The sequence below is a fragment of the Bartonella rochalimae ATCC BAA-1498 genome, assembly GCF_000706645.1.
GTDB lineage: Bacteria > Pseudomonadota > Alphaproteobacteria > Rhizobiales > Rhizobiaceae > Bartonella > Bartonella rochalimae.
On the sequence record NZ_KL407337.1, the window covers coordinates 751165 to 765369 of the forward strand.

Sequence of the window (14205 nt, forward strand, 5' to 3'; positions counted from 1 at the left end):
TTTTATTTTCTCAGAAATGATGACCTCCTATCACAACACCTTTATCTAACCATTCTGGACCATATTCTTCATCAGCATTTTTGGTAATAAAGCCCATATCACGAATGAATTGTGCTCCACGCTGACTTTTAAGAAACAAAAGTGAATAAGCAGGTAATTCAACCATTGCTAACCATTCCCATACTGCTTGCCTGTCATCTGCTTTAGCAGCTGCTTCTGATTCAGCAGTATAGATAGAGTTCTGATCAAATCCACCTACTCGCAATTCTTCGCGTTCAGCATCAGTCATATAACTCTTAGGTAATTTCTTTTGCATAGAAAATTCCTTTCTGTAATATCCTTAGTTCAGTTGTTTTTTAAAAAGCAAACGGATTATATCCTATACCTCTTTTGCTTCAGGCATTTTAAAAGTTTTTAGGACTTTGTTCAACTCTGATTTGAACGCGTGAAATTCTTCATTTTTTGGTGTTTTTTTATTCTTTTTTCTATACATTTCTCGTTGAGTTTTTCCGTATCATTTTCCTTTAACAAAGCATAGAAAGAGCGTTCTAGATGTAATTCATCACGTTTTTCTTTAGCCATAATTCCACGGAGATATCCTCCAGGTGAAATTACAAGCTGTCTGTGCTGTTTTTCGAGAATAATTCCCATAGCAAAAGCGGTTTTTTCTAATCCCATAGTGTTTTTAGCTTCTTCGACGGCACTAGGGGAAATTCCCATTATTTTGGCTAAGAATCCCACGGAACCAATTAAGTCTCTTACGGAAGTAAGGCGATTGTCGAGATACATGGCGGTATGAGGGAGAGCTCTGATCCACATATATGGCTTAATTTGAGGCAATGTGCTGTTGTTTGGAGGAAGTACAGTTTCGTTTTTGCCTTTCTCTTTTTTTTCATAAGCCATTTTATCGTGACCGAAGGTCACGTCAGTTATTTGAGTGTGTTCAGATTTTTCTGAACACTCCTTTTTGTTGTTACTCTTACAAATATAGTTAAGGGTTGTAGATTCTATGTGTATCTTGCTAGCAAGATGCCTGTATCTTGTTTTTTGTGTTTTTTGGTGAAAAAAACTTTTCAAAATCCACTCAAAAAGACGAATTGCTTTCTGTAATTTATGAAAGGAAGCTTTAGCTGGTCAACCAATAATTTGAACTATTTTTTGCATTCGAGAAAAGAGCAATGATGCAAATGGTGTAGCTTCAATTGAGGCGTAAGAGGATTTAATTTGCCGCACTAATCCGCGAAAACAATGCAAAGCTTCTTCATGTTTTTTTGAGTTTCTAGTGCTTGGTCTACTTTTTCCTTAAGTTCATGATATCGAGCAACAAGAATACGTAAATCAATACCACAAGCTGTTATGAAATCAGTCGTCTTATGATTACGTAAAGAATACCGTTTAAAGTTACTAGAGTCCCGCATAACTATAAAACCAAAATCATAAAGACGTGAAAGCAAAAAACTCACACGCGATTCACTACGGCCAATTTCATAACTAAGCCGTTTATTGCTTTTGAAAACGACATGGCTCCACATAGAATAACATTAAGGCAAGCAAGATATTGAAGTACACCCAAAAGACTACACTTAATTTCACTCTTCGGCGCCCAGAAGAAGCCAATATAAACATCTTTTAGCCCCAAAAAACTGTTATCTTATATTAATTATTAAAATGGAGATTAATTATGCCTAAATCAAAAGATTTAACAGACCAAGCTAGTAGTCAAGATCAAGCTAGCGATCTGAACCAAGCCTTCTTTGCCAGCGGTCCAATTCAAACTAGTAGTCCCTTAAACAGTAGTACAACATTAGAAGATCTTATAACGCATTTAGAGATTTTGGAGACTACAATCCAAGCCAACGATCAAGACCAAGCCAGCGTTCTAAACCAAGAGCTCTTTGCAAGCGGTCCAATTCAAACCAGTAGCCCATTAAATAGTGGTACAACATTAGAAAGTCTTATAACCCGTTTAGAAGCTTTGGAGGCTACAAACCAAGCCAGCGGACAAGACCAAGCCAGCGGTCTAAACCAAGAACTCTTTGCAAGCGGTCCAATTCAAACCAGTAGTCCATTAAATAGTAGTACAACACTGGAAGAGCTCATAACGCATTTAGAAACTTCGAAGGCTAATGAAGCAACAGAAAACCAAGTATCTTATTCAAGCAACAGAAAACCAAGTATCTTATTCAATAAGAAAGCATTAAAAAGTGTTATTTCAGATTTAGAAAATGACATTACTAATAGTAGTTTCGTCGATGCCAACTATGCACATATGGACTTAACAATGATGCCTAGGTTGGTCAAGCAAGAAAATGATAAATGTCCAGAGATCAATCTTCAATTCATTACAAGTCCTGAGAAACTTGTGAAATCAATACAAAAAGTAGTCAATCAGGGGATTCCATCTTCTAGATTTCTAATGTGTCTAGAAGGTAATGACCCTCATTTTGCGATAATTGATCAGCAAACCATTGCTAATAGAACATCCTTAATATTGTTTGAAACTACAAAATTCGCGCATATGAATGCAGAAATACTGGGAGTAACAGTGAAATCAGCCATTGAAGCAGCCCAATTACCTTATTGTTATTTTTCTATGGCGGAAATGAATCTTCAAGCAGACTCCTCTGAAAGCGGAATTATAAGTTTGCTTTTTGCCAAAAAACTTCATCTCGAAGCTGATAAATTAAAAGTAATGCACCAAGATAATATTAGTGGTATTTTATGTAAACGAGGAGTTCCTTTACCTTATCATAAAGTAGATGAGTATCTTCCAGGAACTTTTTATAAACATGCACAAACAGGAAAACGTATCGCTAAATATGTAAACACAAATCGGGAGTATTTTATTAAAAAAATTAACAATAAGGATGAAATTCTGCATCACAGATTAGATAGACATTCAGTTTTATTAGAGGATAAAGTTGTATCTTGTTCATCACAGAAAAAAAGAATTCAGAAATATAAAGCTCTAGTAAGATAAATATAAATCTCTGATTAAGGTATTTGCTATGCCGTAAATATCATTCTATGTGATTTAGGTGGTGTGTTTAAATTTTTATTAATCAGAGGCTTTCTGATGGTCGATAAATCGATTAATAATATTAAGTACGGCACCTTAACTGGTGCTAATAAATTGAGTAAAGTAATAACAGTTTGTTGCTGTATAATTCTTCCGAAAGATGAGATTTTTTGAATATTCTATTAGAATATAAGTCTTCATTTTTACAATCGGCTACTACTACTTTTCTATAATTCATAAAAAATATACTTGTAATTCGTAAAATGAGTATCCCCACTTTCGTATTCATTCTGCTTCAAAAGCACAACACTCTTTTAGTTATAATCATACTGCTAAAAAATTATTAAGTCCCCCAAATTTTAGTGTATAGAGTGTGGTTACAGTAATCATACGGAGAATGTTAATGTATTAAACACCATCATCTAACCTAATAATTTTTTTTAAACAATAAAACATTTAGTATCCAATTATTTTTACAAAGCCATTTAATTATAATTATTTCGAAATAGAGGTAGCGAAGAATGCTAACGATATTTAAGTGCTTATCTATAAGCTCTCTTACCGGCTACTACTATCCATGCGAGTATTTCACTTTGGATAGAATACAAAAACAAACAATTAAGATAAATAACATCTGGATAGAAAAAGCTCTTTCCATTTGTTAAAGCTGTCTATCCAAATCTAGATTCCGAACTTAACAATGATCCAAGTATCAAGCTTCCTATAAAACCTAAACATATCAACTTCATAAATCCATAAATCCCAAGTAATACCAGCATTAGTAATAAAAAGTAAGGATAAATTTACGCTTTTGTTAATTATTCAAGCTACGCAACTAGAAATAATAAATCCTATAAATATTATTTTGAACATACTTCTTTCAACAATCCACATAAAACACTTAAAGCTTCCTATGACATTTGCATTGGCTTTTTCATTTTTCAGAACTACAGAGATTGAATTTTTGGCTTAAGATGTCCATAGTAGAATTCGTTATGATAGCTCCATTGGCGATGAGATTGTAACACTGTTTTTAAAAATTGCTAATCATGTTAACTAATTAACATGGAGAAATAAATTTCTTCAAAACTTATCATAAAATCTTTTTAGATTTAAAATATTAATTTTACCTTCTTTTTTCAGAAAGAGAGAAAATTAATCTATGACATAATGTAATCATAATCATGTTATATCATTTAAGATTATTAAAAATTTTTATAATGTGAAATGATTTAATGCGGAAATTATTGAGTGCGATAAAAAGTGCTGTTGGTTTATCTAATACCGAAGATGATGTTGATTTAAGTAGTGAATCGCTAACAAACGTTATTACAGATTTAGAACGTGGCATTGTTAATCTTTATTGGCCTAACGTTAATTATGCAGAAAGAGATTTTAAAATGATGCATGCCTTGATAAGGCAGGCGAATAATAAATACCCAGAAATGAATCTTATATTGATTAAAGAACCTATAGATTTCGTCGCATCAATCAAAAAAACAATTAAGAATGGAATTAAGTCTTCTAGATATATAATTAACGTAGGAGGAAAGGATAATAACATTCATTTTGCAACAGTTGATCACCAAACTATCGATAACAAGATATCTTTGATATTATTTGAACCTGCGAGATTCGATCTTCCAATACCAGCAATTCTAGGAGCAAAAATGCAATCAATCATAGAATCTCGATTACCTCACTGTTATTTTTCTATGGCGGAAATGGATATTCAGCGAAGTATATCTGAATGTGGAATTTTTAGTTTATCTCTCGCTAAAAAACTTTATCTTCGATCTGACAAATTAGAAAAATTACATAGAGATAATATTAAAGGTGATCGGTGGGATAGAGAAGTGCATTTATCTCCTGGTTTGTTGGATACATATCTTCCAATCGACTTTTATAAACACGTGCAAAGTTTCAGACGTCTTGAGCAATATGTGAAAAGAAATCCTGGATCTAAAGAAGAAATCGTTAACAAAAAACATGAAACCATTTTTGAGAGATTTGGAAGACATACAGTCGTAACAGGGGGTAAAGCTATATCTGTATCAGCACACAAAAAAAGGATTATTGAATATAAATCTCTGATGAGGTAGTGATGTCATTTTTAACGTTTGATCATTTACATAAAAATTAGTGTTAATTTTTGTATATTTTTTCTGTATTTGAGAGTTTTAAATTAATATTATAAGTGCTACGTTATAAGAGTTGTGTAATGTTTATAGTTTTAAGTGATATTTCTATACATTCGATAATTAATCTATTAAAGACTTTTCTATTACACATGCACATACTCAAATTCAGACGTTTTATTTAATACGCCTGTTTTGAATATGCGCTAATAATCCTAATGTTGAGCTATCGTGATCATTATTTTCACCTTCTCCACCAATCATTGGCAATAGTTCATTTGCTAGCTCTTTGCCAAATTCAACACCCCATTGATCAAATGAATTAATATTCATTAAAATGCCTTCAACAAAAATACGGTGCTCATAAAGTGCAATTAAACGACCAAGAGTAAAAGGCGTCAATAAATCTTGAAGCAAAATAATACTAGGTCGATTTCCTTTACAACTTTTATGAAGAGCTAAATTATCCACATCAGTATTATCAGCTCTATGAATAATATGTTGTCGCTCTTTAATATCGCGACCCTTCATCAAAGCTGCTGACTGTGCCAAACAATTAGCCACCAGCATATCATGCATATGACGTAAATTTGGCTCATGCCCTTTTGCAAATAAAATAAATTCTACAGGAACGATATCTGTTCCTTGATGTAAGAACTGAAAAAAAGCATGTTGTCCATTTGTCCCTGAAGCCCCCCAAACAATCGGCCCACTTGGAAAATTCATTGGCTTACCATCTAAAAAAACTTGCTTGCCATTTGATTCCATATCAAGCTGTTGTAAATAAGCTGGCAAACGCTCCAAACGCTGCGCATAAGGAACAACAACACGTGATGTATAACCACAAATCACGCGATGCCAGAATCCTAAAAGGGCAAACCGAATAGGAATATTTTGATGTAAAGACGCACTTTTAAAATGTTGATCCATTTGCTGAGCGCCTTTGAGAAATTGACGAAAGTTCTGACCACCTATTGCCAACATAATAACAAGGCCAATTGCTGACCAAACTGAATAACGCCCTCCTATCCAATCCCAAAATCTAAAAATTTTTGATGGAGCTATACCAAATTCTATCACTTTATCGACTGCACTTGATACAGCAACGAAATGCGTTTTTATCGCTTCCTCACCTAAATGCGCACTAATCCATTGACGTGCAACACGAGCATTAAGCATTGTTTCAACTGTAGTAAAAGTTTTAGAGGCAATAACAAATAACGTTGTTTCTGGATTTAAATTAGCAAGAGTGTCAGAAATATGTGCACTATCAACGTTAGAAACAAAATGACAACGTGGACCATTATGATATGGCTTCAAGGCACCCGTAACCATTGCAGGCCCAAGATCAGAGCCCCCAATACCGATATTCACAATATCAAGTATTTTCTCACCACTGCTTCCCTTATAACTTCCATCGCGGACCATTTCAGAAAATGTTTCCATGCGGGAAAAAACAGCTTGAATATCTTGAACAATATTGCATCCATCTAACATAAAAATTTCATCGACAGAAAAACGCAATGCAACATGAAGGGCTGAACGTTGTTCTGTTTTATTAATAATTTCACCAGAAAACATTGCTTTACAACAGTCTAATACATTTGTTGCAACAGCAAGATTATCCAAAAGTCGCAAAGTATTAAATGTTACACCGCACTTTGAAAAATCAAAAAGAAAATCATCAAGTTTTAAAGAAAAATGAGTAAAACGTTGTGCATCTTCTGTAAAATGTTGACGGATATCACAAACCCTATCTTTTATAAGATGCTGTTTTAGTGCCTTCAAAGTCTCATTAAAAGCTTTTTCATTACGAATTATCAATTATATCTCCCTAACCATTGATAATAGAATTTTAAACATTAATGGTAACAAGATAGAAAACTATTCAACTTACTTTTTATTGCATGCTTACAAAATAAAGCTACGCAAAAATAAAAAAGATAAAGTACTAAAATGATATCTTTCAAATAAAAAATTTAAAAATCTATTCACCTTTTATTCTTAAAAAAATCAGTCAATGTGGCTAAGATCGTCTTTTAAACGCAGAGCTTGTTCTGCTTTTGGTTGTACAAAACGTCCAAGTAAGAGATAAACAACTGGCGTCATAAAAAGAGTAAAAATCGTTGCTAGACCTAAACCACCAACAATAACCCATCCTAAAGCTATACGTGCTTCTGCGCCAGCACCTTTTGCTAAAACTAAAGGAATTCCTCCTAAGATAGCGCAAATCATTGTCATACATACTGGGCGAAGACGAATATTTGCCGCATCTTCTACAGCTTCACGCACACTTTTACCTTGCTCACGTAACTGATCTGCAAATTCAACAATTAAAATACCATTTTTTGCCATAACTCCCACCAATAAAATCAAACCAATTTGACTATAAATATTCAGACTAACACCGCTAAAAAGCATAGCAATTACAGCACAACCAAGTCCTAATGGTACAGTAGCTATTATAATAAAACCTGAAATAAAACTCTCAAACTGCGCAGCTAAAACCAACAGAATAATCACAAAGGCGATACCAAAAACACTCATGAAACTAGAAGATGTCTCACTAAGTGTTGCAGCTTCACCCAAAGGAATAATATAATTTCCTTCCACTAATAAAGGAGAAGCAATATTTTCTATAGCTTGATACGCATTTCCCAAAGAAACACCTGGAGCAAGATTTGTACTCAACACAACTGCACTCATACGTTTTTCTCGTTTTAACTGTGGTGCAATAGCTTTTTCATGCAAATTTGCAATAACGGATAAAGGAACATATTTATTGTCTGTAGTTTTAAAAAAAACATTCTCCAGATCAGACGGATCAGTAATGGGGTTCTTACGCGATGTCAGTTTAACATCGTAAGAATGATCATCTACATAAATAGAACCGATCTTTCTTCCATCTAACATTGCTTGTAGCGTATTACTCAAATTAGTAATATCAATACCTAAATCAGAAGCTTTTTCTCGATCAATTTCAATAAAAAATTGTGGTTGTGTTGCATCTACCGTAAGCCGCGGACGAATAAAGCGCGTATCAGATTGCAAAAGCTTAATCAGCTCGCCAGCAATAGATTGTAATTTTGTATAATTATCTCCGAGAATTGCGAATTGTAATCCTTGACCAGTTCCTCGGACTCCTAATGAATTTCCTTGAGCTGCAAATACGAATACTGCCGGAAATGCTTTAACCTTCACATTAATATCTTCTACAATCTCTTGCTGGCTCCGAGAACGTTGATCCCAAGATGAAAGCAACAAAACAAGAAAAGCACTATTAGGTGAACCACCAACTCCAGCAACAGAGTAACTATTAACAATCTCACCAGCATCACGCAAAGGCTCTAAGCTCTCTTCAATCTGCTTCACCTGCTCATTCAAATATTGCACTGAAATCCCTTGTGGCCCATTAATAACTAAAAAAACAACGGCCCTATCTTCTGTTGGTGTTAATTCCTGTTGTAATTTCATGTAGCCTCCAAGACAAAGGCTTGCAAAAACAAACGAAACCAGTACAGCAGTCCAAGGACGTTCTAAACATTTATGTAAACTATAAGCGTAGTTCCTACTAAAAAAAGTACCTAATTTATCCAAAAGAGCAAAATAATGCGCTTTTTCTTTACTGTCTTCAACATATTGTTTAAGAAAGCGTGAAGCAAGCATAGGACAAAGCGTCAAAGCAACAACTGAAGAAAGCAAAATGGAAATAGCTAAAACAAAACCGAATTCTCTAAAAAGTCCTCCAACCTGTCCAGGAAGAAAAGAAATAGGTACAAAAACAGCAACTAAAGTTAATGTCGTTGCTAAAACAGCAAAAAATACTTCTTGTGTTCCTACTACTGCTGCTGATCGAGATCCTAATCCCATATTACGCCTTCGAACAATATTCTCAAGAACAACAATTGCATCATCGACAACAAGTCCCGTTGCCAAAACAAGTCCTAAAAATGTCAAGATATTCAATGAAAACCCTGCAAGATAAATCGCTGCAATTGTCCCTATAAGAGCAACTGGAATAGACAAAATAGGAATAAGTGTTGCACGAATATCTCTAAGAAAAAGAAAAATAACTAAAATAACACTTAATATAGCGATAGCTAAAGCAACCTCGACTTCATGAAGAGCACTTTGAATAAAAATAGCATCATCACTAAGAATACTCATATGCACAGAGGGAGGCAAAACACCTTTAAGTTGTTCAAGAACCGTGCGAACACCTTTAGAAATATTGAGAGTATTGGATTGCGCTTTACGCACAATCCCTATCCCAATCCCTGTTTTCCCATTAACGCGAAGAATAACTGTTTCCACATCAGGGGATAAAGTAACACGTGCAACATCTCCAAGTTTCACATGAGGCTTTAAGATAACTTGTTCAAAAGCTTCAGGTGTTGTCAAGCGAGCAGTCGCACGTACAATTAAGGTTTGTCTAGAATTGCGCAATGATCCTACAGGAGCATCAGTTGTCATATCAGCAAGAACACGCGAAATATCACCCACAGTCAATCCATAGCTAGCAAGCTTCACTTGATCGACATCAATCTGAAAAATTTTCGTGCGAGCACTATCAACTTGCACATCACCAACACCATCAACAGCAGAAAGCGTATCAATAATTTGATCATTTACAATCGTTGTTAAATCATCAATATTCATTGTTGGTGAAGTCACAACTAAATACATCATCGAAGCAGCATTTGAATCTGCTTTAATAATTAAAGGTGAATCTGCATCTTTTGGTAGAGAATAAGTAATGCGAGAAATAGCATCACGAATATCAGATGCTGCAACATTTAAATCAACACCAACATTAAAATTAATTTGTACACGAGAACGACCAAAAGAAGAAGTTGAAGAAATCGTTTTAACTCCTGAAACACGAGCAACAGCATCTTCTATAACTTTCGTAATTTCACGATCAATTGTTTCTGCTGATGCACTAGAAAAAATTGTCATAATCGTCGTTACTGGAATATCAACATCGGGCAATTCGCGTACATCAACATTCATCCATGCAGAAAGTCCTGCAATTATGATCATAGCATTCACAACAAAAGTGAAAACTGGCCTCCGAATAAATAATGCGATCATACTACCTTGTTCTGGCTCTGTTACAAATTGTTTTGTTTGAAGCTCTTGACTCATTATACATCCCGCTTATTCATTACTCATAATTACTTAATTACTGTTGGAACCTGTTGAGTCTTCAACAATGACACTCTTACCTGGATAAAGCGTTTGCCCCCCTTGTATAACAACTTGATCATCATTCTCTAAAAACGCTTTTACAAACATTTGATCTGTTTTATGCTTAATAATCGATACTGGAATACGTTCTACCTTATCTTCTCTTACACACCATACAAATGCCCCTTTACTATCCCATTGAACCGCCAGGGGATTAATAACAGGAAATACGCCGCTATCGAATCGAAATGTCACAGAAAAAGACATACCAGACATAAGTGTATTTTTTTTATTTTCGATCTCAACTTGAACGCGAAATGTACGGCTTGCAACGTCAACTATATTATCAATCGCATGAATATAACCAACGAAAGTCTCATTCGGCTGTGTTGTTAAAGATACAACTACTTCATCTCCTTTGCTAATGCGTGATACATATCGTTCAGGTACCCATATATCGATTAAAATGCGCTCTCTATTTTCAATACGAGCTATTTCAGTATTAAGAGCAATAGCATTCCCTACATCAATAGGTAAAATACCAACAATTCCATTAATTGGTGTACGAATTGTCCGCCGATCAAGTGCTAATTCAGCATCGCGCAAAGCCAAATTTGCATTATCTAGCTCTAAGCGTGCTGTCAGTTCTTGCACCTCTGTTGCTGTATTAGTAGCACGTAACTTCAGAATACGCGAAAGCGTTAAAGCACTATTATCACGTTGTACCTTAGCTCTTGCAGCGGCTATCTCTTCCTTTTTAGAATCAAGTTTTGCAATCAAATCACCAGCTTGCACTTTTTCTCCAGCTGATACAAAAAATTTATCAATAACACCTACCGACCAAGGAGTTAATCCTACCGCTGCAATAGCTTTTCCGTTGCCAATTAAATTGAGCGTTTCATTAAAATTTTTAACCTGAACAGAATCAACAATAACTTTCGCTGCCGACATATTTGTCGGTGATTTTAGTATTTTATGGGGCACATTTTTTACTTGATTTACTGCATGAGTAGAATTTTCTAAACTGTATTTTGATTTACAATAAGAAATAATCAAAACGAAAGCTAAAAGGACTAATGGAACAGTCTTTTTCCACAATTTGACACCTCTATCCTTGACTTATAATGAATACACACATCTATATGAAATAATTTTGTGTAATATTTAAGTTTTATCAAAAACCAAATTACAGATAGTGTCTCTTAAACTTTCATCACAAAAACGTATCTCATCTATACTTGACTATCTTTCGTAGATCAGACCGTCAAGTTAACTATCGTTCATATTGGAACTCTATTATGATACAATGATATAAATATTATGGAGAAACTTTCTAGCAATCAAAAAATTACAACAGTATTTAAACAACAATATATAATAAACTAATAGAATATAATGGACTAATAGATAAAAATCTCTATTTTTGCCAAGTTTCACTTGTAATTCGCTAATGAAACAATTAAGAATTCCATATCCTAACTAAAAGAACTGAGTGTGCACCCGTAGCTCAGCTGGATAGAGCACCAGACTACGAATCTGGGGGTCAGGAGTTCGAATCTCTTCGGGTGCACCAATAGGTTTTGTGAATAATATGTTAATTTCGTTTATATTTTTTAAATACTAAAGATAGTGTAATTAAAGGTAAGGAAATAGAATCTTACATTTTCCTTTTTAGCTCATTATAAATTGAAAGTTCTTTCCGAGCTATTTTTTGTTTTGATAAATCCAATACTGACTGAACAAAAAATTATGGTACCTCAGATTATTACAATCGAGATAAATACAAACTTTACACAAATGCTTTGCCCCCATGAATATAAAAAAATAAAAAATGTAAATCTTATATTTGTAATAGATTATGCTCCATTTTTTTCGATTCATGAGCTCTGCTTCTAGTTAGCTGACATACTTTTTGAGCTTTCTTAATAATTTCTGTGACTTTCTGTGCTCTACTGAATGATATACCGACACTTTTAGCGAGCTTCTCATAATCTCTATCATCAAGGGTTTGATACTCCCAAAATGTAAGACGATCTTTGACTTTATCCACAAGACCTGTAATTTCTCTGCAAAGTGAGGGATTGGCATTTAAAGCTTTGATCTGATCTTCTTCAGACATAGAAAGGATATTTTGCACTGCTTGACTAGGCATTTTTATCGCTTGCTGACAACGTTCTTGTTTTTCTTGGTGCTCTTGAAGAATGTGCTCTCTAAGAGAGACTACAATACTTATATAATTATCAAATTCCTGAGTGAGATTAAAGTAATCTTTCTTAGCTTGTTTGCGCCGTGGACTGTCAATACCCAATATTTCCGTACCTGCCAATTTAGACATATATTTAAAAAGACTCATATTCTGTCTGATATACTGTTCACCGAAACCTGAATCTATATTAACAAGATTGATATCAGCATCCAATATTTTCGAGCTTTTATAGATAGATTTTGATAAAGTTTTGATTTTTTGTCGACTCTTTTGAATGAAAATATTACCTGCAATTCTTGCAACAATTTCTTTTTCCGTCAAAGGAACTACTTTTTCTTCTGGAATAAGAATATTCTCAAAGTTTTCTGGCACAGAAGCTCTAAAAGTAAGTTTGTCACCAAGCCGTAATGCTGTTAATGTTTCTGGTGCAAAATAATCTTTTTTGCATATAACATACTTATCATTTATCATGAGCATGATGGAATCTGGGCTATAACCTTTACAAATACCCGTATAGGTAGAACCTTCATTTGGCACTACAATAACCCTATTTATCACCTTTGCATACTCATCAAAAGATCCCGCATTCCTTATGGCATTCATGAATTCTCTTAAAACATCCACTTTTTCTGGATTGGAGATATCTTCAAATAGATGACACATAGGAGTGATATTGCCTACAGCTCTGCCATCACGTGGTAACGCAGCATTATTAGCAGATCGCATGCGTTGTTCTGTTACAACCGAGAAGTCAAGCCTATACCCTGCTGCTTCGGCTATTTGTTCCATAAATATCCGTTGTGCACATCCATTTCCAACTGCAAAAGGTCTTAAATTACTAAACAAAGCAAATATCATCGATGCTTCATAAACAAACTCTTTATGTGATAAACCTTTCAAATTATTCTTTTCGGCTAGTATTTGATCGATTCTCTCTAAACCGTCTTTAATTTTATTATTGACTGGCACCGTGGTAACTGTGCCATCTAAAAATGTAAATGGAATATCACAGGTATGCCCAGCCCATTCGAACGTTTTCTCAAACAAACATTTATGAAGATATTTTAGATAAGATGAATCAAACTTTTCTGGTAGCGGTTCTTCTTTAAGCCTGTACTCTGCTTCTAATACATCATAGGCACATATATCTTGAAACTCTATGCCCTGCAATTCATATTTATTTTTCAGCGTTAAACTATTAGCATAGATATAGCCATTTAGCAAAACCTCATCCACCGGAATATTAAATTTCTTCCGTGTAAGATCTCTGAATAACAAATAATCTTTAAGTAAAAAATCTTTAAGTGAAAAATCACTAGATGAGAGATCATCGCGTAAAAAACTATCAGCTGCAGTCACATACCTCTTTATAAAGGCAAACTCCTCAGGAAGAATGTAAAGCCCATTAATCATATATACATTGATAGACATCTCTACAGACTTTCGTAGTTCCTTTTGAGAAATATCTATCGACTCTGTACTCGATTTATTGTCTATACTAATCACTCCGTTTTCGTACTTCTGTGATGTAGAAGCTTTAGAACTAGGAGATTTTCCATGCACACCTCAAACGATCAATGCACACCTCAAACGATCAATGCACACCTCAAACGATCAATGCACACCTCAAACGATCAATGCACACCTCAAAC

The 14205-nt window shown here is 34.4% G+C and carries 9 protein-coding genes and 1 tRNA gene; 3 read left to right on the plus strand and 7 right to left on the minus strand.

What is annotated here, in order from left to right; all coding sequences use genetic code 11:
- Positions 1–10 precede the first annotated feature (10 nt).
- The 3 genes from O99_RS03255 to O99_RS07125 all read right to left on the minus strand — a co-directional run bounded on the left by O99_RS03255 (position 11) and on the right by O99_RS07125 (position 1532).
- On the minus strand, positions 11–316 hold the full coding sequence (locus O99_RS03255; RefSeq protein WP_035006321.1) for a hypothetical protein: 306 nt from the start codon (positions 314–316) through the stop codon (positions 11–13).
- 110 nt (positions 317–426) lie between these two features.
- The gene (gene repC, locus O99_RS07120; RefSeq protein WP_235692208.1) at positions 427–903 is read right to left on the minus strand and encodes a replication initiation protein RepC; all 477 of its coding nucleotides are present in this window, start codon (positions 901–903) and stop codon (positions 427–429) included.
- A 329-nt stretch (positions 904–1232) separates the two neighbouring features.
- Positions 1233–1532, minus strand: coding sequence for a helix-turn-helix domain-containing protein (locus tag O99_RS07125; RefSeq protein WP_051668846.1), 300 nt, complete (start codon positions 1530–1532; stop codon positions 1233–1235).
- A 149-nt stretch (positions 1533–1681) separates the two neighbouring features.
- On the opposite strand from O99_RS07125, the gene O99_RS03265 reads away from it, so the two are divergent.
- Positions 1682–2980 carry a YopJ/AvrA family T3SS effector serine/threonine acetyltransferase gene (locus O99_RS03265; RefSeq protein ID WP_051668847.1) on the plus strand — a complete coding sequence of 433 codons (1299 nt, stop codon included), beginning with the start codon at positions 1682–1684 and terminating at the stop codon, positions 2978–2980.
- A 1286-nt stretch (positions 2981–4266) separates the two neighbouring features.
- Positions 4267–5121, plus strand: a complete 855-nt coding sequence (locus O99_RS03270; RefSeq protein ID WP_235692209.1) for a YopJ/AvrA family T3SS effector serine/threonine acetyltransferase — start codon at positions 4267–4269, stop codon at positions 5119–5121.
- Between the two features lie 213 nt (positions 5122–5334).
- On the opposite strand, the gene pgi is transcribed toward O99_RS03270, so the two are convergent.
- From pgi to O99_RS03285, 3 genes are all read right to left on the minus strand, one after another.
- Positions 5335–6981, minus strand: a complete 1647-nt coding sequence (gene pgi / locus O99_RS03275) for a glucose-6-phosphate isomerase (protein ID WP_035006323.1) — start codon at positions 6979–6981, stop codon at positions 5335–5337.
- Positions 6982–7170: 189 nt separating this feature from the next.
- Entirely contained in the window at positions 7171–10305 is a 3135-nt protein-coding gene (locus O99_RS03280; protein ID WP_035006324.1) for an efflux RND transporter permease subunit, read from the minus strand.
- A 33-nt stretch (positions 10306–10338) separates the two neighbouring features.
- Positions 10339–11445, minus strand: a complete 1107-nt coding sequence (locus tag O99_RS03285) for an efflux RND transporter periplasmic adaptor subunit (RefSeq protein ID WP_035006325.1) — start codon at positions 11443–11445, stop codon at positions 10339–10341.
- 398 nt (positions 11446–11843) lie between these two features.
- On the opposite strand from O99_RS03285, the gene O99_RS03290 reads away from it, so the two are divergent.
- Positions 11844–11920 (plus strand) — tRNA-Arg (locus O99_RS03290).
- 267 nt (positions 11921–12187) lie between these two features.
- On the opposite strand, the gene O99_RS03295 is transcribed toward O99_RS03290, so the two are convergent.
- Positions 12188–13984 carry a BID domain-containing T4SS effector gene (locus O99_RS03295; RefSeq protein ID WP_154655487.1) on the minus strand — a complete coding sequence of 599 codons (1797 nt, stop codon included), beginning with the start codon at positions 13982–13984 and terminating at the stop codon, positions 12188–12190.
- Positions 13985–14205 lie beyond the last annotated feature (221 nt).

Coding starts and splice junctions, on each gene's coding strand:
- O99_RS03255 (WP_035006321.1), bottom strand. CDS start 316: ATGCAAAAGAAATTACCTAAGAGTTATATGACTGATGCTGAACGCGAA.
- O99_RS07125 (WP_051668846.1), bottom strand. CDS start 1,532: ATGTGGAGCCATGTCGTTTTCAAAAGCAATAAACGGCTTAGTTATGAA.
- O99_RS03280 (WP_035006324.1), bottom strand. CDS start 10,305: ATGAGTCAAGAGCTTCAAACAAAACAATTTGTAACAGAGCCAGAACAA.
- O99_RS03265 (WP_051668847.1), top strand. CDS start 1,682: ATGCCTAAATCAAAAGATTTAACAGACCAAGCTAGTAGTCAAGATCAA.
- repC (WP_235692208.1), bottom strand. CDS start 903: ATGGCTTATGAAAAAAAAGAGAAAGGCAAAAACGAAACTGTACTTCCT.
- O99_RS03295 (WP_154655487.1), bottom strand. CDS start 13,984: ATGTCTATCAATGTATATATGATTAATGGGCTTTACATTCTTCCTGAG.